This window comes from Piscibacillus salipiscarius JCM 13188 (assembly GCF_001311865.1).
In the GTDB taxonomy this organism is placed as follows: domain Bacteria; phylum Bacillota; class Bacilli; order Bacillales; family Alkalibacillaceae; genus Piscibacillus; species Piscibacillus salipiscarius.
This window is the reverse complement of record NZ_BBCD01000003.1, coordinates 52,355-71,976: the sequence shown is the minus strand read 5'-3', so window position 1 is coordinate 71,976 and position 19,622 is coordinate 52,355. Positions and strand designations below refer to the sequence as shown.

Genomic DNA, 19,622 nt, shown 5'->3' with positions numbered 1-19,622 from the left:
ATGAAAACAATAGGTATAATTGGCGGAATGAGTTGGGAATCGACCGTAACTTATTACCGATTAATAAATGAAAAAGTTAATAAAGAATTAGGTGGTCTTCATTCTGCTCAAATCGTTTTATATAGTGTAGATTTTGCGGAAATTGAAGAAAATCAATCAAAAGGCGAATGGTGGAAAGCTGGAGATTCATTATGGTATGCAGCAAGATCATTGGAGTTAGCTGGTGCAGATTTTATTATTTTAGCGACTAATACGATGCACAAAGTAGTAGAAATCATAGAAGAACGTATTACGATTCCGATTCTGCATATTGCAGACGCTACTGCGCTTGCAATCTGGGAGAAGGATGTACGTAAAGTAGCGTTATTAGGTACTAAATATACGATGGAGCAGTCCTTCTATAAAAATCGTCTTGAAGAGCAAGGCCTAGAAGTGATTACTCCTGACGAAGAGCAACGCGAGAAAATTAATGACATTATATTTGATGAACTTGTTCAAGGGAAACTAAATGGAGAGTCTAAAGCTTATTATTTAGATGTCATTCAAGAGTTAGTTGACCAAGGAGCAGAAGGGGTTATACTTGGCTGTACTGAGATTGGATTGTTAATTCAAGAAGAAGACGTGAGCGTTCCTGTTTTTGATACAACTAAAATCCATGCAACTGAAGCGGCTAAAGAATCATTAAAAGATGAATAGGAGTTTAAGGATTGAGAAAGTATTTGTTATTATTGTTGCTAATTTCGTTAATGGCCTGTAGTCCAGAAGATTCAACTGAAGAAAAAGACATGAAAGTAGATGGATTAGCAACTGTCGAAGCTCTAAAAGAATTTGATACTAAGAAGGCTGCTGAACGTCTAGCTTTAGGTCCGATTTTTGAATTTGATGTAAAATTTCAAGATCCAAATGATACGAAATTGGAAGTCTGGTTAGATATTTATAAAGATGGTGAAAGACTAAATGGTAAAATGGGGCAAGTTAGGACTGAGTTTGTAGATATTAAACGAAAGTCAGAACACATTGGTTGGTCAATGATGGACCCCTTGGCAGACACTTTGGATTTAAGATTGTATAGTTATAATGCTAAAGAAAGTGGAACATATACTAGTCAACGAGAAACGATGTTGAAATCAGGGTACCCTACCTCACATAAATATTTGATTGACAGTAATATCAATCTAAAACCTGGAAAGGAATACCCTGTTGCTGCGTTTTATCAAAGTAATTCAAAAAATACGATTAGAGGCTATAATACTTTAGATCAATTAATTAAAAATAATCACGTTGTTATCTTAATGAAAGTAAAAGTTGAAGAAAAAATAGGTAGTGGAGCTAACTCTACTACCTATTTTTTGTATATCTTGATATCTATGACAAGGAATTATATGTATACTTGTCGAAATGTAGGAGAGGGAGGGAAGCGGTATGGAACAAGTCATCTATTTAGTTAGGCATTGCAAGGCAACAGGTCAGGATCCAGATTGTGAGCTAACTTCGCAAGGTTATGAGCAGTCTCAACAGTTAGCTAGTTTTTTTGAAACAATAGAAGTAGATCAAATTATTACTAGCCCATATACGCGGGCTGTTCAATCCATTTTACCAACTGCAGAACAAAAGAATTTAGATATATACGTCCATGACGGGCTAAAGGAACGAGATCTAAGTAATAAAAAACTTGAAAACTGGATGGAACTTTTAGAAGCTTCTTTTCGAGATTTACATATGAAGTTATCTGGCGGTGAGTCTAGTTATGAAGCGATGCAACGATTTCTGCCAATTTTAGAAGCTATTAAACTAGGGAGAGTAAAATCAACCATACTTGTTACTCATGGCAATTTAATGACGTTAATGTTGAATCATTTTGATCGACAATATGGCTTTGAAGACTGGAAGAGCCTATCGAATCCAGATGTTTATAAGGTTACTATTGGTAGTGGATTAATAGAGAGAATTTGGCAGTGAAGAGTGGGTGTATGAAATGGATAGGCGAACGTTGATCCAATTATTAGTCGCAGCAGTGCTTCTTGGTGGTTTTTTCTTAATAGTTCAAGTAACGTCTAGTTCAGATGAAACGGAAGAAGAAATTAAAGACAAATCCGATGAGCAGAATGAACAACTGATTGACAGTGTGGAAGAACTCGCAATTGATTTAGAATTACCAAACTATAATGAGGACATGTCATTAGAGGAGTTAGAATCTCTAATAGAAATCTATAGTAACAAAATCGTCAGATTAACAGAAATGGAACATCAGTTAGATTCTAAATTTTATACTGAAACAAGAAATGACATGGAAAAAGAACGATCCGAGTTATTTAATCTTCTAAGAAAAAAACGAGATGAAGAGTTTGAATGGACAGTACTTGAAAGTAATGAGGACTTAAAAGAACATTATAACTCTATAATCCCTGGCCTAAAACGCGCAAAAAACTAGGGGTAGTAGAAGACATCAAACAAACGTTTGTTTTAGAAGATAGTGATTATGAGTTTACGATTGATCAGGTCTGGTCCAGTTCCGAGGTTTTTACTTACTTTATAATATTAAAGTAGGTGAAGTTCCTAAAGGTAGGTTGTTTCATTATTTACATTTGCAACAAGGAAGAAATGACCTTCGTGAATTGTGGCGTAGCAGAGAAAGTGTATATTATAATGGCCGCATTTATGGTGCTGTCAAATATTTAATGGAAAACAATAAAACTGAAGATCATGATACATTTGATATTGGAATTCAAGTGGGACAAAACCAATTACATCGTTTTCATAATAAAACAATTCCTATTAAAGAACACAAAGACATCGAAGCGAAATATAAATTCACCGTTCCGATAAAGCGCACGGTGAGCCAAAATGGTATTACTGTTACCATAGATCGTTTAGAACATCGGTTAGGTGGGAATCGGTTGTATTTAACTGCAGATGAGCACAGGATTTTTGGTATATCTGGTGAAGTTGATAACCAACGTTTTTCTAAGTTTAAGTATCAGGGTTTCAATAATGATAATGGAAACGAATTTAATCTACCCATAAAATCTTCTGATCAGCTGCCGGATCAAATGAATGTCGAGTTAAATGAATTACATTTAGTAACGGACCAAAGCCTAACATTTGAAGTAGATGCATCCAACATAGAGTACCAAGAGAAGGTGATCATTAATAAACGAATAGGTGAAGTGTTCGGATTTAGCTATTTTATTAATCATTTAGAATATAATGGTGACGGGCTATTCGTCTATTTAAGAAAAGAGAATAGAACTGGCTATCATAATTATGAAATCCCTATGCCTGTGTCTCCAAACTCTCCAGAATTTAATAACATTACTATTATTAACTCTAATGGTGAGGAAATTAAAGACCAGTACTTCAGAACAGATGTAAGGCCGCATGAGAATTTAATAGGCTTTACAATACCTAGTGATGGCGAAAAGTATCAAATTAAATTTAGCGATATATTAATCCGTACTAAGTTTTACGACAAATTTAATGTGGAAATTAAAAAACAATGAGTTTTGAGGCATTTGGCGAAGCACCAAATGCCCCCTTTATTTTTCGGTTAAAACTTCAATTAAATGCTGAGGGCTTTCTTCAATTATGATATGTTCCTTGTAATGTCGATCGGCAAAGCCTTCCTTAATCATATGGTCGAATAATTCTACAAGGGGTGAATAATAACCGTTTGTATTAAGCAAAGCGCAAGGTTTTTCGTGATAACCAATTTGCGACCAAGTAAAAACTTCAAACCACTCTTCTAGAGTACCCACTCCTCCAGGTAAGGCTACGAAGGCATCTGATAGTTGTGCCATCATAGCCTTTCGTTCATGCATGTCCTTAACAACATGTAGCTCAGTTAAATTTTGATGAGCTATTTCCACTGTTTTAAGTCTTTCTGGAATGACGCCAATAACAGTACCATTTTGTTCAAGGACACCTTCTGCAACAGCACCCATTAAACCAACAATAGCTCCTCCGTAAACAAGTTCAAGGTTATGATTAGCAAGCAATTTACCTAGCTTTTTGGCCTCTTTCATATAGGAATCATCTATTCCATGTCTTGAACCACAGAATACTGCTATACGTTTCAATTATTTCACAGCCTCTCAGTTTTTGATAATAATACTTATTCTAATTTATCCATTCATATGTAAGTTTTCAAGGTTAAAAGAATTTATGAAACAAACGTTTGTTTGAAACTAGTTTTACTTTAACAAAATGTTCATATGTATTAAATAGGAGTTTACCTGAATGGTCTCGAACGTTATATGTAAGTGAGGGGGGATCGTATGTGTAAATGGAAAGGTTCGGCAGCGGTTTGTGTTAATGAAAATCAGGAATTACTAATGATTCAGCAAGGCTTACCTCATGAAGGAAAAAGGTGGTCAGTTCCATCAGGGGGAGTTGAAACAGACGAAACATTTGAACAATGCTGCATAAGAGAAGTTTACGAAGAAACGGGCTATCACGTAGAAATAGAAAATGAACTGTTTACTAAAGACTCTGAAGTGTCGACAGTTAAATATTTCAGTGTCAATATCATCGGGGGTCAGATTAGATTGCATGATCCGGATGGACTTGTGCAAAGTGTTGAATGGAGAGATCCAAAGTTAGTACCTAAAGAGGACTTTCAGTACAAAGAAGATATTGAGTTCTTGCAAAACTATGTAAAGGAGACCGTGAAGTGACATGATTAGAAAGGCAACAATGGAAGATGTACAAGGTCTAGCAGAATTGATGAGTGAATTAGGTTATCCGACGAGTTACGAAAATATGAAGCAACGTTATTCGAAAATTAATCAACATCCTGATTACTATACGTTAGTTTACGAAATTGAGGGACAACTTGTTGGCATGACAGGTATGATTAGAGCTTTTCGATATGAAGACGATTATTCTTATGTACGCATCGTTTCAATGGTAGTTAAGGAGTTTGCTCGTGGTAAAGGAATTGGGTATGAGCTATTAAAAGCTTCGGAATCATGGGCGAAGGGACAAGGTTGTCATATGGTTACTTTAAATAGTGGTAACAGGGAAGAACGATCAAAAGCACATGAGTTTTATAAAAGAAATGGTTTCGTTGGCTCTGCAACCGGTTTTTATAAGAAATTATAAGTAAATATGATTTTAATCTGATTTGACTAAAAAATCATGGGAGCATCTAAACGAGGTCCTCCCATGATTTATGAAATTTATAAGTTTTGACCATAATCATCCAGTCAATCTTGAATTAAATTCACCTCACAAACCAGCCTTCTTTTGCAACCGTTTTGAAATTTCAAGGAAATCTTCGTATGAGATTCCTGGAGCAAATGTTTCTTCTGCTTCGGGATACTCCGGAACAGGTGCCCCTTTTGGTGCTCCTTGAATGACCTCAAGTGGTAAGCCATCTTCCGGGTGGTCACCTTTCCATATTTGGACAACATCTTTATAATCCTGGTCACTAAAAGTATATAACTTTCTACCTTCCCCAGCATCTTCCCATTTTCGTGCTGCATCAAATTTTCTGTTACTTAAATTTGGGATTGGAACCATTTCGTCATATCTACCCCTGTAAGAATCTCAAGTGCTTTAGCGTATGCAACGATATGCACTCCTCCACGGACTAATAAATAACCAATCATTTCTCTAGCAACTGGATGTTCTGTCATTTCGTAAACTCTCATTTTATGTGTTCTAGCTCCAATCTCAAGGAAAAAGTTATGAAGCAAATCCTGTACGAGATTCCCGCTTTTAAATGTGTAATCACCTGTCCAAGCTGCCCCCATCGAGTCAAAAGGTCTTGCCATTTGATCTGTAGCAATAAAGTGATAAGTATTACGTTTGTCCTTTCCATCACGCATAGGTGTTTGATCAGGTTCTTCAGGGTAAGTAGATCCTACAAGCATTAAATTTATTGTGTGAGAAACTAACTCTACGTGCCCAAACTCTTCTCCTGTAATACTACATATGAGGTCATAAAATGGTTTAAGCTTTTTACTTTGTCTGAAACCAAATGATTGGAACATATAATTATTTAAAGTCGACATTTCTCCAAATCGACCACCAAGTAGCTCTTGTACAGCTGCGGCAGCATTAGGATCTGGCTGGTCGGGCTTTGGTAATTCAATCGCAATACGGTCAAACCGTTTAATCATTGGTACCCCTCCTTTAGTAGTCATACCATTAGTAAGTTTATGAGTGAGGAGGGTTGTATTATCAATAATTATTTGGAGTCATGAAATTGAGTTGGCATGACCCAACTAATTTCCTGTATGCGAACAAGTATATGTTTCCGCTAATTTCTAAAGCTATATGGTCAATTTTTACATCGATTAATTGTCCACGTAATGCTCCTTTGTCTGTTTCAACGACAACATGTTGATTGATTAACGATATTAATGTTTGGTACATAAAAGGTTCAAATAATGTAAATAATTGAATTTGATGATTATCAGCTTGACTTGGCAATTGAGGTTGATTACCCCACGAAAAACCTTGGTTACCATAATACATACTCATACTAATCCTCCTAAATAAATTGCTTTTTTATTTTATGATGATGCATACCCGGGAGTGATTGTTTAACCGTATGTAAAAATTTCCACTATTATTTTTGGATAGATTCATTGATTTAACAAATACTACCTTCCAGTCAATGAACTATCTAAAGGAGGAAATAGTATATGAAACGGAAATGGATTGTATTAAGTGTTTTAACGCTTTTCATAGTGAGTTCGTTCTCTTTAGGCGCTTTAGCTAAAGATCAATCAGTAACTGAAAAAGATATTGTGGATACAGCCATTGACTCAGGCGACTTCACAACACTGGTTGCTGCATTAGAAAAAGCCGGTTTAGTTGAAACTTTAAAAGGAGAAGGACCATTTACAGTTTTTGCTCCGAATGATGAAGCATTTGAAGCACTTTTAAATGAACTTGATATTACAGCTGAGGAATTATTAGCTAGAGAAGATTTAAAAGATATTCTTTTATATCATGTAGTAGAGGAAAAAGTTATGTCAGAGAGTCTAGAAGATGGCATGGAAGTAAAAACGTTATCTGGTAAAACTGTGAAAATTTCACTAAATCCAACTCAAGTTAATGAGTCAAAGGTTATTTTAGCTGATGTTGAAGCTTCTAATGGTGTTATTCATGTCATTGACAAAGTTTTAATTCCTGAAAACTAAATAGTTATAAAACTGAGAAAACAATATAATTAACAAAAATCCAGACTGTTCATTTATTGGCCTGGATTTTTGTTAGTTTTAAGTAATATTGCTTGTCAAAATACTTACTTTTTATGAGTTCAAGTCTATTCAGTTAGTTTCAGTTAAAATCTTAAATCATCTAGGATTTATACAGTGCAGTGTACTATTTTACCTTAGAAAACTCTAATAACTCTATATGATTACCATCTGGATCTTTAAAAATGGTGTAGCGACCTGGCGGGCAAGGTTCTACGTCAAGTAGAAATGGTACTTCTCTAGATTGTAAGTCACTCATATCTTTCTCCAAATTTTCTGATTGAATGGCAAGAACAACGTTATTACCTGACTCTAAATCATGATGTTCTTCTAAAACAATTGGTATGTTGGAATGCTTTAAACTTACGATGGTATCTCCGTAATATTGATCAACTTCAAATCCTAAAACTTCCGTATAAAAGTAAACAGATTTCTCCAAGTCTTTTACTCGAATTGTCATTACGCAAACTTGATTTAGCATTTAATACATCTCCCTTTATTTTTCAACCTAAATTATATAATTCAACAATAATGGTGTATGACCTTTAAGAATGTGCATTATTTTTTCTTTGTGATTGCTATAATAATTTGAACAATAAGTGATATTAATCCTACGATAAAGGATCCAAAGGCGAACAATATTAGGATGTATCCCGGTCCGTCCATAAGAACACCTCCAAATTATTCCACTAAATGACTGGTTGTCCACATTATAAAACACGAACACATGTTCGTAAACTATTTTTGAGAAAATCCTACAATGTCACTATTTTTCGGTGTAAATTTATAAGATTTGCATAAAATATAAATTGTTATATAGACTGTATGGTTTGATTGATCTTGTTTATGGGTAAATTTTACATAGAAGCGTTTTATAAAACGTGGATATGTACGGATAATTTGGAAAGGAGTTTTCAAATGAAATTGAATGTAGCTCAGAAGTTAATTAAAGAACATCTAGTTTCAGGTGAAATGAAACCAGGTACGGAAATTGGTTTAAAAATTGATCAAACATTAACTCAGGACGCAACAGGAACTATGGTGATGCTTGAGTTAGAAGCAATGGGCGTGGATCGAGCAAAAACAGAAGCCTCAGCTCAATATGTAGACCATAACTTAATTCAATCAGATCACCGTAACCCTGATGACCACCTATTTTTACGTAGTGCAGCTAAAAAGTTTGGACTTTATTTCAGTCGTCCTGGTAACGGTGTAAGTCACCCTGTCCATATGCAAAAGTTATGTATGCCAGGTCGCACATTATTAGGCTCAGACAGTCACACGTGTGCTAATGGTTGTATGGGTATGTTAGCTATGGGAGCTGGTGGTATTGATGTTGCCATGGCTATTGCAGGAGAACCATTTTATGTGAAAATGCCTGAAGTCTGGGGTGTGAAGCTAACAGGTAAACTACCTGATTGGGTAAGCGCTAAAGATGTTATTTTAGAAATGCTTCGCCGTCACGATGTTAAAGGTGGCGTAGGAAAGATTATTGAGTACTATGGTCCTGGTTTAAAAGATTTATCAGCGATGGACCGACACGTTATTGCGAATATGGGAGCTGAGCTCGGAGCAACTGCTACCGTGTTCCCATCTGATAAAGAAGTTAAGCGTTTCTTGAAACAACAAGGACGCGAAGACGATTGGCAGGAGCTTACGGCAGATCGCGGAGCCACATATGATTTACACGATGAGATTGATTTATCATCATTAGAGCCTCTAATTGCTAAACCATCTAGCCCGGGTAATGTCGTACCTGTGAGTGAAGTTGCTGGAGAGTCTATTTATCAATCTTATATTGGTTCTTCGGCGAACCCTGGTTATCGTGATTTTGCCATTGCAGCTGAAATCGTGAAAGGTAAGCAAATCGCAAACGGTGTATCCTACGATATTAACCCTTCTTCTCGTCAGATTCTAACTCAACTAGTTGAAGAAGGTCATATTGCAAGTTTACTTAGTGCAGGTGGCCGTCTGCACCAAGCTGGATGTAACGGTTGTATCGGAATGGGGCAAGCGCCTGCATCAGGTCGAAACAGTTTAAGAACAACACCACGTAACTTCCCAGGTCGCTCGGGTACTAAAGAAGATAGCGTGTTCTTATGTAGTCCTGAAACTGCTGCCGCGTCAGCTTTAACAGGTGTTATTACCGACCCTAGGACTCTTGAAATGGATTATCCAACAATTAAAGAACCTAAAGTGAATTTCGATAAAGAACAAGGTATGTTAGAAGAACCAATTGATCCAGCTGAAGGTTTAAATGTAGAGCTTGAAAAAGGGCCTAACATTAAATCAATCCCTGATTTATCCCCAATCGAAGATAATTTCGAAGTACCTGTATTACTTAAAATGGGTGATAACATTTCTACAGATGAGATTTTAGCTGGTGGTTCACGCGTCCTACCATATCGTAGTAATCTACAAAGAATTAGTACTTTCACTTTCGAAATTGTAGATGACACCTATTATGAACGGGCAATGAAACAAAAGATGAAGGTGGGCACGCAGTCGTAGCTGGTCACAACTACGGTCAAGGTTCTTCACGTGAGCACGCAGCTTTAGCTCCGCGTTTCTTAGGATTAAAAGCTGTTCTAGTTAAAGACTTCGCGCGTATTCACTTACAAAATTTAATTAATTTTGGGGTGCTACCTATTCAATTTGTTGATGAACAAGATTATGAAAAGCTTGAAAATGGTGACGTGCTCGTGTTTGAAAGCGTAAGGGATAAAATTCAAAATGATAATGAATTTGAAATTGGAATAAAAGGTAAAGATGAGAAAATCCGAGTGAAACACGGATTAACAAGCAGACATCTGGACATAATATTAGAAGGTGGAGTGATTAATTGGATCAAGAATAAACAACAAGAAAGTGGGGTATAAATGGGATCACAAGAGCACAGATGTAAAGCTTGTGAAGGTAGCGGCCTATTAATGGATGATGAGGAATGGCATTACACTTGTACAGTCTGCGGCGGAGATGGATATGTCTCGGATTATGAGAGCCGGGAGGAAAACCGCATCAGTAATGTCGATGAGAATAATCGAATATTAGACTAACATTCAGAGCTGTCCCTTTTTGAAAAGGGGCAGTTTTTTATGTGTTAAGAAGGGATATTTATATTTGTATAGAATAATGAATTAAAAAGGAGTGAGTGCATGAATGTAAAAGTAGCACTAACTGAAGAGTCGGTCATTAAACATTTTAAATTATGGAGAAGTTGGGTGATTGGACTCGTCGAGCGTATACCTGAAGAACGATTTGATGAAGTCCCAAAACCATTTCGGAACAACATTCGCTGGAATGCAGGTCATTTGGCAGCAAACTTGGATTCGAAGTTGTGTTGGGTCTTAAATGATGAGCCTCGCGTCCCAAAAATTTATCAAGATATGTTCGACCGAGGTACAAGTCCTTCTGAATGGACGACTTCACCACCTTCTAAAGAGGAAATTTTAAAAGTGCTTGAGCAGCAATTAGATGAAGTTGAAGAGCGTGTAAATGGGAAGTTAGACATGGAGCTACCAGAGGAATTTATAGGTATGCAAACGTTAGGAGAGGCATTAGAATTCTTCGCGGCCCACGAGGCACTTCATTTAAATACGATGAATACAATGCGAAGGATGCTAAAAAAGTGAATTTATATGCCACGCGTTTTTGCGTGGTATTTTTATGAGGGAAATTATTCAAATTTATAAGGAAATTTATAATTTTATGAGGAAAATTCAATTTAATAAGTAATTTTTCGTATATCAAACAAGATATATTTTGTTATGATAGTTTTGTACCAAGTGGGGGTGCAAAGATGACCTGGGATATTTTAAATATTATTGGTACGATGGCATTTGCGATTAGTGGTGCCATTGTGGCCTTAGAAGAAGAATATGATTTATTCGGAGTTTATCTATTAGGGTTCGTAACGGCATTTGGTGGCGGGACGTTTAGAAATCTTTTACTGGATTTGCCTATTTCTGATATATGGAATCAAAGTATGCTTTTTACGGTCGCATTTATTACCATGACACTTTTATTTTTCATTCCATTTCATTGGGTGTTAGGTTTTAAAAGATTGTGGGGAGTGTTTTTCGATGCGATTGGTCTTGCCACCTTTGCAGTACAAGGGGCATTATTTGCCGTTATGGCTGGTTATCCGATGAGTGCTGTGATTGTAGGTGGCGTTTTAACAGGGACAGGTGGGGGCATGATTCGCGATTTATTAGCAGGTAGAAAACCACTTGTTCTGCATCAAGAGATCTATGCGATGTGGGCAGTCATCGGTGCAATGGCGATTGGTTTTGGTGTTGCTGATACCATGTGGCAATACATTCTACTCATTGTTGGAATTGTATCGCTAAGGATGTTATCCGTTATTTATGGGTGGAGCTTACCGACCCGATTTGATTGGTTAAAACAGTTACGAAAGCTTAAACGTTAGGAGGAGTTTGGTGTTTCGTTCAGAAGCTTTTTTTAGACAGTTTCCGATTTTTACAGAACTCACTGAAGAAGAACTAACTAGATTAAGACAGATTTCAATTGAGCGTAATCTTGAGAAAGGAACCACGTTGTTTCGTCAAAATGACCAGCGTCATTCTGTTTATTTTATACGAACGGGTTTAATTAAAGTGTTTAAGGTGGACCAGGAAGGGACTGAGCAAATCGTCAATGTTTTACATTCAGATGAAATGTTTCCTCATGTAGGTTTTTTGATGAAACGCCTTATCCTGCTACTGCTATTACTTTAACAGAGGCGAAGGTTGTATGTGTGCCAATTGAAGAATTTGAGCTGTTATTAATGGAAAAGCCAGGTATGGCAATCAAAGTAATGAGAGTGATTGGTAAGAAGCTGTTAGAGCTTCAAGAACGCCTTCAATCGATGCAGACGCAGGATGTGTTTCACCGTATTGTGATGGAACTTATTAGATTCACAAATGAACTAGGCGTGAAGAAATCGACAGGCGAGATTTATTTACAATTACCGATCACAAATTCAGAATTAGCGAGCATGATTGGGGTGTCTCGTGAGACAGTTAACCGAGCATTTAATCGACTGAAGAAAGAAGATATTATAACTTACAATCGTAAAGAAATACATATATTAGACATTGAAAAACTTAAAACCTATTGGATTCATTAGCGCCATTCATTATGGCGTTTTTATTTTGGATTAAATGTGAAATATTTCACAAAAACGTCAACAATTTATTTCAGATTTGTGATTTGAATCACAAACTTTAGATGTTTTACCAATAAGATAAAAGTAGAAATAGAGATAAGGAGGGCTGCCGATGAAGAATTTAAAACATGACCACGAGAAATTGTATGGCGCTTTCGTTTCTGTGTTATTAGTTGGGGCATTTATAGTCGGATCTTGGCTGTTTATTTATTATCTTTTCATTACGCGTTAATTCTAAGGGGGGGATTTATATGCACATGCACAAGTTAGAAAGGGTTTGGCTTATAATCGGTGTATTAACGTTAATTGCCTTTTATCGACAGTAGGCTATCAGGCATTTGCTTCTGGTCATGCACCGCCGAGTGATTTAACAAAAATTGACCCTGAAAAAGTTCACGATACGCCTCCGTTTGATGAACCAGGGTTAAAACAAATTGGGGACAACGAATACGAATTAGTGATGGTGCTTCAGTCATTTGGGTTTACACCAAATAAAGTTGAAATTCCACAAGGTGCAACCGTAAAATTCATTGTAACGTCTGTGGATGTTGTACATGGCTTTGAAATAGCAGGAACAAGGGTTAATATGATGGTCACACCAGGGCACGTGAACTCTATGACTTATAAGTTTAATGAAAAAGGTGAATACCTCATTTTATGTAACGAATATTGTGGAACTGGCCACCACGTGATGAGTGCCCAACTGGAGGTGAAGTAGATGAATATATTAGATCGCAAGTTAAGTATGGCTCACTTTTATATCGCTTTTTTGCAATTGCAGTCGGAGGACTGTTCGGATTACTTCAAACATTAGTCAGAAGTGAAATGATTACATTACCTAATTCAATCAATTACTATCAAATCTTAACAGCCCACGGGGTTCTAATGGCAATTGTATTTACTACTTTTTTATCTTTGGATTTTTATACGCTAGTGTAATTAAAACGACCGGCGCTTTTAGTAATGGGAGAAGACGGGCAGCATGGATCGGCTACTGGATGATGGCTATTGGTATGGTGCTTGGTGTCATTATGATTATGCTTGGTGAAGCGACTGTGCTTTATACGTTTTACGCACCACTTGAAGCGCATCCACTATTCTATATTGCATTAGCTTTAATTATTGTTGGAACTTATTTCGGATCATTTGCTATTATTCGTCAATATAATCTCTGGAGAAGAGAAAACAAAGGCAAAACTAGTCCGCTACTAGCTTTTATGGCAGTAGCAACATTAGTACTCTGGTTAATCGCAACTATTGGCGTCGTTGCAACAGTCGTTCTTCAATTCATTCCATGGTCATTTGGGTGGGTAGATGAGATCAACATTGCATTAAGCCGGACTTTATTTTGGTATTTTGGTCACCCGTTAGTCTATTTCTGGTTACTTCCAGCTTACATGGCATGGTATGTCATGGTCCCGAAAATCATCGGTGGAAAAATTTTCAGTGACTCACTAGCAAGATTAGCGTTCTTACTGTTTATTTATTCTCAATCCCGGTAGGTTTTCACCACCAACTACTTGAGCCTGGAATTAGTCACGAGTGGAAGTTCATCCAAGTCGTCTTAACATTTGCTGTTATTATTCCATCATTGATGACAGCATTCGCACTTTTTGCTACCTTTGAAATGAGAGGAAGAAGCTTAGGTGGTAAAGGATTATTTGGGTGGTTTAAAAAACTTCCATGGAAAGACGTTAGATTTTTTGCTCCATTTATGGGAATGCTTATTTTCATACCGGCTGGAGCTGGTGGAATTATCAACGCTAGTAACCAGTTAAACCAAGTTGTTCATAACACGATTTGGGTTACGGGTCATTTCCATTTAACAATTGGGGCAACGGTCGCCTTAACCTTTTTCGGAATAAGTTATTGGCTCGTTCCATATCTAAAAGGCAGAGTTCTTACAAAACAGCTTAATGGGATTGCTATTTATCAAACCATTCTATGGGTTGTTGGAATGTTAATTATGTCAGGTGCGATGCATTTCTCTGGATTATTAGGAAATCCAAGAAGAACACAAGTGACAACCTATTTTGACCACCCGGTCGCATCAACCTGGGGCGCTTATGAGACAGGAATGGCTATTGGTGGATCACTGCTTTTCATCTCTCTAATTCTATATTTAATCTTAATGATTAATTTATCGTTTTGCACCAAAAGGCCAGGAAGAATTCCCAATTGGTGTTGAGGCAGATGAATCCTTACAACCACCTGCCATTTTAGAGAATTGGAAGGTATGGGTAGGAATTGCCTTCGCATTAATTTGTTTGCTTATACCATTCCAGTTATTGATATTATTCAAAATGCACCTCCAGGATCTAAGGGATTTAAGTTTTGGTAAGTTTTAAAAACAAAAAGGAAGTCTAAGTTTGAATAAAGAATAAATATATATAGCCTCTATCTAAAAGGTAGGGGCTATATAAAATTAAAGGGGTGAATGTTGATGAAAAGGCATGAAGCGTTGAATCCGTTATCCCACCACCATCATCATGCATTAGTCATGGCGTTAGAGATGAAACGAGCAGGTACGGAGCAGAGTTCAAAAACTTATAAACAATTAGTCCGTGATATGATTGATTTCTGGATAAAAGATGGCCGTGATCATTTTAGAGATGAAGAAGAAGTGTTGGTGCCATTATACTTACAATTTGCGAGTGAACCTAAAGAGAATTTAATTAAAGATATGTTATATCAACACGCTCAATTCGTGGTTTAATAGAGGAATTGCGGGAAAAGGGTGAAACGGACTATGAAAAGATGAGGTCATTAGGTGAGTTATTAGATGAACATGTTAGGTTAGAAGAACGAACCTTGTTTCCTCTAATGGAAGAAGCAATACCTGAGAACTATTTGTATCAAGCAAATGGCCGCTTTCACAGAGATTCATACAGCGGGTTTTAGCGTAATTCTTTATACCAATATGAGACAGCTAAACTGATTAAAGAGCCGATGAAAAAGAGAAACCCATACCCCCATAAAAATAAGTGATAATTAAATTCAAAAAAGTACCCTAATACAAATGCAAGTACACTTAAGATCATGGTAAACGTAAAAATATAAAAGTTGTAATCGCGACTAACACCTATTCCTTTTTGAATATAGTGGATTAAAATCGACACGACGAAAAACCGACTAAAATAAATAGATAAACCACATTTGTTCACCTTTTTTCACATTTTGTTAGTTCCATTATACCACAATGAACGTGTGTTAAAGTCGTGATTGGTGGGGTAAGATAGAGTTGATGTCCTTAAAAAGTTGGTGTCGTTGATGTCAGTTATGACGTTTGTTTATATTATTTTAATTATAGTATTAATAGCCTTAACTGCTTTTTTGTTGCCTCGGAATTTGCGATTGTCAAAATTCGAAGCAGCAAAATTGATCACTTAGTTGAACAAGGTGATCAACGAGCAATTGCGGCTAAAAAAAATTGTCGGTGAACTTGATGCTTATTTATCTGCTTGTCAATTAGGTATTACGATTACAGCTCTTGGATTAGGGTGGGTTGGAGAACCTACAGTCGAGAGGCTTCTACACCCTGTATTTGAGTACCTTGATCTGCCATCTACTTTAACCCATCTACTTTCGTTCAGTATAGCTTTTGCCATAATTACGTACTTACATGTCGTAATCGGAGAGTTAGCACCGAAAACACTGGCCATTCAAAAACAGAATCCATTGCACTATTAACAGCAAGACCACTTCTTTTGTTTTATAAAATAATGTTCCCATTCATTTGGTTACTAAATGGTTCAGCTCGTTTGTTGACAAGAATGGTAGGCGTGAGCCCAGCTTCAGAGCACGAAATCGCACACTCTGAAGAAGAACTGCGAATTATTTTGTCTGAAAGCTATCAAAGTGGTGAAATTAATCAAGCTGAATATAAATATGTGAATCGAATTTTTGAATTTGACAATCGGTTAGCAAAAGAAATTATGGTGCCAAGAATGCAGATTGAGGCGTTAGAAAAAGATACGACTATCCTAGAGTTTCTTGAATGCGTTCGAGATGCGACCTTTACTCGTTACCCTGTCATTAAAGGAGACCATGATCATATTCTAGGTATGATTAATGTGAAGCGGGTGATGACAAATTTTTGATATAAAAGATTTTGAGAGTGAAACAATTGAATCATTTATTAGACCTGTTATAAAAGTAATAGAGACGATTCCGATTGAAGAGCTACTTAAAAAAATGCAAAAAGATCATATTCATATGGCTGTTTTAGTTGATGAGTATGGCGGAACATCAGGAATCGTGACTGTTGAAGATATTTTAGAAGAAATCGTGGGTGAGATTCAAGACGAATTTGATCAGGAAGAGGAGAATTTAATTCAGGAATTAGAACGAAATGTATATTTAGTTGAAGGTCGCGCTTTGATTAGTGATGTCAATGATTGGTTTGATATAGATATTGAAGCATTTGATGTTGATACGTTAGGTGGCTGGTTGCTAACAGAAAAACACGATCTCAAAGAGGGCGACAGTATCAAATATGAGAACGTGACTTTTGTGGTTAAACAAATGAATGGTTATACAGTTAGTAAAGTAGAAGTAAGTAAATAAGGACCTGGCTGCATTCGTGACAGCCAGGTCTTTTTTACCATCTTAAATCCATCGTTAAATGACAGCAGTCAGCACCTTCCACATTCGCTTGCATAATCAACGTGATGCCATCCGGATTATAATCAACTTCTACATTATTGTGAATCCCTGTTGACTCAAGTAGTTCACGTACTCGGTCAATGTCATTCTTCTGTGCTGCATCCATTACTTGATGAGCGAAGTCCTCTGATTCCGAGAGCTTTTGCAGAATTCCACTTGCATCATTAAGTAAATCGCGAAAAGCCTCAGCGGATTCTTTGAAAACTGTAGGGTCCACATCAGGGTATCCATTTCCGTTAGGTAGACGCCCTGACTGATACGTTTGATAAATGTCATACCAAGGATAATAGTAATATGGATTGTTTGGAACATTTGGATTGTAACGATGTCTCATCTTGACCCTCCTAAACCATTGTCATAATATGTATATGCTAGAGTATAGTTATAATGTGAGGTAAAGATGATGACGACTAACATTAAAAAATCCAGCCGCAAACATTGCGACTGGATTTGCTAATCATTTACGCTTTTACTTCATCTGGCACATGAAGACCTAAACCTTCAGCAAGACGTTCACCGAATTCTGAATCAGCTTTATAGAAATGGCCGATTTGGCGAAGTTTAATGTCTTCAATTGTGCACTGACCTAGGTGATCAACCACGTTCTGAACAAGACGGGTTTTCTCATCGTCACTCATTAAGCGGTATAAATCACCGGCTTGAGTGAAGTGGTCGTGTTCATTGTAAGATACTTGAGCTGCTTCACCCTCAACATCAAACGGATTAACTTGGTTTGAAGGGTCTTCTTTAGGTGTTTCTTCAAATCTATTTGGTTCATAGTTAAGTTCACTACCATGTCCAGTTCCCATTTGCATGTAACCTGCACGTTGGTAGTTTTTAGGTTCATTAATAGGGCGGTTAACAGGTAGTTGTTCATGGTTAACACCTAAACGGTAACGCTGAGTATCAGAGTAAGAGAACAAGCGTCCTTGTAACATCTTATCTGGAGACGGCTCAATACCAGGCACTAAGTGTGCTGGAGATAGGGCAGCCTGCTCTACATCGTTAAAGTAGTTTTCAGGGTTACGGTTTAGTACCATCTTACCAACTTCGATTCTAGGATAATCTTTTTGACTTACTGTTTTGGTAACATCAAAATATCCCATTTGTAAGTTTTATAGTCTTCGTAAGGGATAATTTGTACGTAAAGTGTCCAAGAAGGATAGTCACCTTTGTCGATTGCGTTGAACAGATCTTCTGTATGATAGTCAGGGTTTGTACCTGCTAATTCATCCGCAACGTTAACGTCCATTCCTTTAACACCTTGATCACTAACAAAGTGATATTTTACCCAAAATGCTTCTCCTTCTTCGTTAACCCACTTATAAGTATGGCTACCATAACCGTTCATGTGACGGTAAGTCGCAGGAATACCACGGTCACCATGCAAGTAAGTTACTTGGTGTAGTGACTCTGGTGATTGTGACCAGAAATCCCAACTGCGTTTTTGTCTTTTAGGTTTGTTTGTGGATTACGCTTTTGTGTATGGATAAAGTCAGGGAACTTAATCGCATCACGAATAAAGAAGATCGGTGTGTTGTTACCGACTAAATCATAGTTACCTTCTTGAGTATAAAATTTCACTGCGAAACCACGTGGGTCACGTACAGTATCAGCAGAACCTAGTTCACCAGCAACTGTTGAGAAGCGGATAAACATAGGAGTACGTTTACCTTTTTCATTTAAGAAATCTGCTTTTGTATATTTTGAAATTTCATCGTTTGTCACTTCAAAGTAACCGAAAGCGCCAGCACCTTTTGCGTGTACAACACGCTCTGGAATACGCTCGCGATCAAAGTGAGCTAGTTTTTCTAATAAATGTACATCTTGAATTAATGTTGGTCCACGACTTCCAGCGGTAATAGAGTTTTGGTTATCACCAACTGGAGCACCACTTGAAGTGGTAAGACGATTCTTGTCTACCATGAATCATTCCTCCTCTTAAAAAGATTACACGAATATAATAACCTATTAATAATGATTTGTAAATTAAAATGATTATAATTTGCTAGAAAGTATAAAAAGTAGGAAATAAGTAGGGTAAAAGGCGAAAATTCAGTGTTTTATATTCATCTTACTATGTACGATTTCATTTGGCTAATATTCCACCTAATAATTGAGAGTAGAGCGTAGAGGTAGCTCTACGCTTTGGATGCAATGGCTTCGATTTCTACCTTTGCACCTTTAGGTAATTTACTTACCTCAAATGCTGCTCGGGCAGGATAAGGCTCGTCTAAAAAACTAGCATAAATGTCGTTAACAGTTGCAAAATCATCCATCGAATCTAATAGAATAGTCGTTTTGACAAGATGTTTATAATCTAAGCCGGCTTCTTTTAGAATGGCGCCTAAATTTTTCATAACCTGTCTAGTTTGTTTACTAACATCATCGCTTACCATTTCCATTGAGCTAGGGTCAAGTGGAATTTGGCCAGATATAAATAGTAATCCACCAACTTCAACGGCTTGCGAATATGGACCTATCGCAGCTGGTGCTTGGTTTGTAGAGTATACATTCTTCATTTTACTACTCCTTTCTATAATTTTCATTTTAACATAATTTAATAAAAGGTAGGAATATAA

The 19,622-nt window shown here is 36.9% G+C and carries 23 protein-coding genes and 6 pseudogenes; 20 read left to right on the top strand and 9 right to left on the bottom strand.

The features are described 5' to 3' along the window. From JCM13188_RS03050 to JCM13188_RS03030, 5 genes are all read left to right on the top strand, one after another. Entirely contained in the window at positions 1 to 696 is a 696-nt protein-coding gene (locus JCM13188_RS03050) for an aspartate/glutamate racemase family protein (RefSeq protein WP_054752042.1), read from the top strand. 11 nt (positions 697 to 707) lie between these two features. After that, positions 708 to 1,448 (top strand): hypothetical protein, encoded by a 741-nt coding sequence (locus JCM13188_RS03045; RefSeq protein ID WP_054752040.1) that lies wholly within the window; start codon positions 708 to 710, stop codon positions 1,446 to 1,448. Beyond that, on the top strand, positions 1,423 to 1,959 hold the full coding sequence (locus JCM13188_RS03040; RefSeq protein WP_054752038.1) for a histidine phosphatase family protein: 537 nt from the start codon (positions 1,423 to 1,425) through the stop codon (positions 1,957 to 1,959). The genes JCM13188_RS03045 and JCM13188_RS03040 overlap by 26 nt, the downstream gene beginning before the upstream one ends. Before the next feature lie 16 nt (positions 1,960 to 1,975). After that, positions 1,976 to 2,431 (top strand): hypothetical protein, encoded by a 456-nt coding sequence (locus JCM13188_RS03035; RefSeq protein ID WP_054752036.1) that lies wholly within the window; start codon positions 1,976 to 1,978, stop codon positions 2,429 to 2,431. Positions 2,432 to 2,567: 136 nt separating this feature from the next. Continuing rightward, a complete protein-coding gene (locus JCM13188_RS03030; RefSeq protein WP_279401301.1) occupies positions 2,568 to 3,500 on the top strand; it encodes a hypothetical protein in 933 nt (310 codons plus the stop codon). Between the two features lie 36 nt (positions 3,501 to 3,536). Here JCM13188_RS03030 and JCM13188_RS03025 read toward each other — a convergent pair whose 3' ends face one another. Beyond that, on the bottom strand, positions 3,537 to 4,076 hold the full coding sequence (locus JCM13188_RS03025) for a TIGR00730 family Rossman fold protein (RefSeq protein ID WP_054752032.1): 540 nt from the start codon (positions 4,074 to 4,076) through the stop codon (positions 3,537 to 3,539). A 198-nt stretch (positions 4,077 to 4,274) separates the two neighbouring features. Here JCM13188_RS03025 and JCM13188_RS03020 point away from each other — a divergent pair, with 198 nt between their 5' ends. Both JCM13188_RS03020 and JCM13188_RS03015 read left to right on the top strand, forming a co-directional pair. Continuing rightward, positions 4,275 to 4,673 (top strand): NUDIX hydrolase, encoded by a 399-nt coding sequence (locus tag JCM13188_RS03020; RefSeq protein ID WP_054752030.1) that lies wholly within the window; start codon positions 4,275 to 4,277, stop codon positions 4,671 to 4,673. Between the two features lies 1 nt (position 4,674). After that, positions 4,675 to 5,100 carry a GNAT family N-acetyltransferase gene (locus tag JCM13188_RS03015; RefSeq protein ID WP_054752028.1) on the top strand — a complete coding sequence of 142 codons (426 nt, stop codon included), beginning with the start codon at positions 4,675 to 4,677 and terminating at the stop codon, positions 5,098 to 5,100. 126 nt (positions 5,101 to 5,226) lie between these two features. On the opposite strand, the pseudogene JCM13188_RS03010 reads toward JCM13188_RS03015, so the two are convergent. Both JCM13188_RS03010 and JCM13188_RS03005 read right to left on the bottom strand, forming a co-directional pair. Further along, positions 5,227 to 6,122: pseudogene (locus JCM13188_RS03010) on the bottom strand (manganese catalase family protein). Positions 6,123 to 6,183: 61 nt separating this feature from the next. After that, positions 6,184 to 6,486, bottom strand: a complete 303-nt coding sequence (locus JCM13188_RS03005; protein WP_279401300.1) for a DUF2642 domain-containing protein — start codon at positions 6,484 to 6,486, stop codon at positions 6,184 to 6,186. Positions 6,487 to 6,650: 164 nt separating this feature from the next. Here JCM13188_RS03005 and JCM13188_RS03000 point away from each other — a divergent pair, with 164 nt between their 5' ends. After that, complete coding sequence (locus JCM13188_RS03000) at positions 6,651 to 7,151, top strand: fasciclin domain-containing protein (protein ID WP_054752026.1); 501 nt, start codon at positions 6,651 to 6,653, stop codon at positions 7,149 to 7,151. A 184-nt stretch (positions 7,152 to 7,335) separates the two neighbouring features. Here the strand turns inward: JCM13188_RS03000 and JCM13188_RS02995 are convergent, their stop codons facing one another. Together JCM13188_RS02995 and JCM13188_RS20290 are read right to left on the bottom strand one after the other, a co-directional pair. After that, positions 7,336 to 7,689, bottom strand: coding sequence for a VOC family protein (locus tag JCM13188_RS02995; RefSeq protein WP_054752024.1), 354 nt, complete (start codon positions 7,687 to 7,689; stop codon positions 7,336 to 7,338). A 77-nt stretch (positions 7,690 to 7,766) separates the two neighbouring features. Further along, complete coding sequence (locus JCM13188_RS20290) at positions 7,767 to 7,874, bottom strand: putative holin-like toxin (RefSeq protein ID WP_369404790.1); 108 nt, start codon at positions 7,872 to 7,874, stop codon at positions 7,767 to 7,769. A 252-nt stretch (positions 7,875 to 8,126) separates the two neighbouring features. Here JCM13188_RS20290 and JCM13188_RS02990 point away from each other — a divergent pair. The 12 genes and pseudogenes from JCM13188_RS02990 to JCM13188_RS02950 all read left to right on the top strand — a co-directional run bounded on the left by JCM13188_RS02990 (position 8,127) and on the right by JCM13188_RS02950 (position 16,941). Continuing rightward, a pseudogene (locus tag JCM13188_RS02990) lies at positions 8,127 to 10,087 on the top strand (aconitate hydratase). Continuing rightward, the gene (locus JCM13188_RS17710) at positions 10,088 to 10,264 is read left to right on the top strand and encodes a hypothetical protein (RefSeq protein WP_279401299.1); all 177 of its coding nucleotides are present in this window, start codon (positions 10,088 to 10,090) and stop codon (positions 10,262 to 10,264) included. A gap of 99 nt (positions 10,265 to 10,363) precedes the next feature. Beyond that, positions 10,364 to 10,840, top strand: a complete 477-nt coding sequence (locus JCM13188_RS02985; protein ID WP_054752022.1) for a DinB family protein — start codon at positions 10,364 to 10,366, stop codon at positions 10,838 to 10,840. Between the two features lie 167 nt (positions 10,841 to 11,007). Continuing rightward, positions 11,008 to 11,637: a trimeric intracellular cation channel family protein gene (locus JCM13188_RS02980; RefSeq protein ID WP_054752020.1), complete on the top strand. Its 630-nt coding sequence runs from the start codon at positions 11,008 to 11,010 to the stop codon at positions 11,635 to 11,637. A 10-nt stretch (positions 11,638 to 11,647) separates the two neighbouring features. After that, positions 11,648 to 11,944 carry a Crp/Fnr family transcriptional regulator gene (locus JCM13188_RS02975; RefSeq protein ID WP_054752018.1) on the top strand — a complete coding sequence of 99 codons (297 nt, stop codon included), beginning with the start codon at positions 11,648 to 11,650 and terminating at the stop codon, positions 11,942 to 11,944. A 20-nt stretch (positions 11,945 to 11,964) separates the two neighbouring features. Next, positions 11,965 to 12,336, top strand: coding sequence for a Crp/Fnr family transcriptional regulator (locus tag JCM13188_RS02970; RefSeq protein ID WP_054752016.1), 372 nt, complete (start codon positions 11,965 to 11,967; stop codon positions 12,334 to 12,336). Positions 12,337 to 12,487: 151 nt separating this feature from the next. After that, positions 12,488 to 12,607 (top strand): cytochrome c oxidase subunit 2A, encoded by a 120-nt coding sequence (locus JCM13188_RS17705; protein WP_279401298.1) that lies wholly within the window; start codon positions 12,488 to 12,490, stop codon positions 12,605 to 12,607. A 19-nt stretch (positions 12,608 to 12,626) separates the two neighbouring features. Beyond that, positions 12,627 to 13,093, top strand: a pseudogene (locus JCM13188_RS02965) (cytochrome c oxidase subunit II). After that, a pseudogene (locus tag JCM13188_RS02960) lies at positions 13,094 to 14,716 on the top strand (b(o/a)3-type cytochrome-c oxidase subunit 1). Positions 14,717 to 14,818: 102 nt separating this feature from the next. Then, the gene (locus JCM13188_RS17700) at positions 14,819 to 15,091 is read left to right on the top strand and encodes a hemerythrin domain-containing protein (RefSeq protein ID WP_279401297.1); all 273 of its coding nucleotides are present in this window, start codon (positions 14,819 to 14,821) and stop codon (positions 15,089 to 15,091) included. Between the two features lie 8 nt (positions 15,092 to 15,099). Next, entirely contained in the window at positions 15,100 to 15,276 is a 177-nt protein-coding gene (locus JCM13188_RS17695) for a hypothetical protein (RefSeq protein ID WP_279401296.1), read from the top strand. 378 nt (positions 15,277 to 15,654) lie between these two features. Next, positions 15,655 to 16,941 (top strand): annotated as a pseudogene (locus JCM13188_RS02950) (hemolysin family protein). Between the two features lie 34 nt (positions 16,942 to 16,975). Here JCM13188_RS02950 and JCM13188_RS02945 read toward each other — a convergent pair. The 4 genes and pseudogenes from JCM13188_RS02945 to JCM13188_RS02935 form a co-directional block, all read right to left on the bottom strand. Beyond that, on the bottom strand, positions 16,976 to 17,374 hold the full coding sequence (locus JCM13188_RS02945; RefSeq protein WP_054752014.1) for a YuzC family spore coat inner layer protein: 399 nt from the start codon (positions 17,372 to 17,374) through the stop codon (positions 16,976 to 16,978). Between the two features lie 127 nt (positions 17,375 to 17,501). After that, positions 17,502 to 17,678, bottom strand: a complete 177-nt coding sequence (locus tag JCM13188_RS17690) for a catalase-related domain-containing protein (RefSeq protein ID WP_279401343.1) — start codon at positions 17,676 to 17,678, stop codon at positions 17,502 to 17,504. A gap of 180 nt (positions 17,679 to 17,858) precedes the next feature. Continuing rightward, a pseudogene (locus tag JCM13188_RS02940) lies at positions 17,859 to 18,966 on the bottom strand (catalase); the annotation flags it as partial. Between the two features lie 215 nt (positions 18,967 to 19,181). Continuing rightward, positions 19,182 to 19,562, bottom strand: coding sequence for a RidA family protein (locus JCM13188_RS02935; protein WP_054752012.1), 381 nt, complete (start codon positions 19,560 to 19,562; stop codon positions 19,182 to 19,184). Positions 19,563 to 19,622 lie beyond the last annotated feature (60 nt).

Coding starts and splice junctions, on each gene's coding strand:
- JCM13188_RS03050 (WP_054752042.1), top strand. CDS start 1: ATGAAAACAATAGGTATAATTGGCGGAATGAGTTGGGAATCGACCGTA.
- JCM13188_RS03000 (WP_054752026.1), top strand. CDS start 6,651: ATGAAACGGAAATGGATTGTATTAAGTGTTTTAACGCTTTTCATAGTG.
- JCM13188_RS17700 (WP_279401297.1), top strand. CDS start 14,819: ATGAAAAGGCATGAAGCGTTGAATCCGTTATCCCACCACCATCATCAT.
- JCM13188_RS03035 (WP_054752036.1), top strand. CDS start 1,976: ATGGATAGGCGAACGTTGATCCAATTATTAGTCGCAGCAGTGCTTCTT.
- JCM13188_RS03040 (WP_054752038.1), top strand. CDS start 1,423: ATGGAACAAGTCATCTATTTAGTTAGGCATTGCAAGGCAACAGGTCAG.
- JCM13188_RS02935 (WP_054752012.1), bottom strand. CDS start 19,562: ATGAAGAATGTATACTCTACAAACCAAGCACCAGCTGCGATAGGTCCA.
- JCM13188_RS20290 (WP_369404790.1), bottom strand. CDS start 7,874: ATGGACGGACCGGGATACATCCTAATATTGTTCGCCTTTGGATCCTTT.
- JCM13188_RS17710 (WP_279401299.1), top strand. CDS start 10,088: ATGGGATCACAAGAGCACAGATGTAAAGCTTGTGAAGGTAGCGGCCTA.
- JCM13188_RS17705 (WP_279401298.1), top strand. CDS start 12,488: ATGAAGAATTTAAAACATGACCACGAGAAATTGTATGGCGCTTTCGTT.
- JCM13188_RS02980 (WP_054752020.1), top strand. CDS start 11,008: ATGACCTGGGATATTTTAAATATTATTGGTACGATGGCATTTGCGATT.
- JCM13188_RS17690 (WP_279401343.1), bottom strand. CDS start 17,678: ATGAGTGACGATGAGAAAACCCGTCTTGTTCAGAACGTGGTTGATCAC.
- JCM13188_RS02995 (WP_054752024.1), bottom strand. CDS start 7,689: ATGCTAAATCAAGTTTGCGTAATGACAATTCGAGTAAAAGACTTGGAG.
- JCM13188_RS03020 (WP_054752030.1), top strand. CDS start 4,275: ATGTGTAAATGGAAAGGTTCGGCAGCGGTTTGTGTTAATGAAAATCAG.
- JCM13188_RS02985 (WP_054752022.1), top strand. CDS start 10,364: ATGAATGTAAAAGTAGCACTAACTGAAGAGTCGGTCATTAAACATTTT.
- JCM13188_RS03005 (WP_279401300.1), bottom strand. CDS start 6,486: ATGAGTATGTATTATGGTAACCAAGGTTTTTCGTGGGGTAATCAACCT.
- JCM13188_RS03015 (WP_054752028.1), top strand. CDS start 4,675: ATGATTAGAAAGGCAACAATGGAAGATGTACAAGGTCTAGCAGAATTG.
- JCM13188_RS02945 (WP_054752014.1), bottom strand. CDS start 17,374: ATGAGACATCGTTACAATCCAAATGTTCCAAACAATCCATATTACTAT.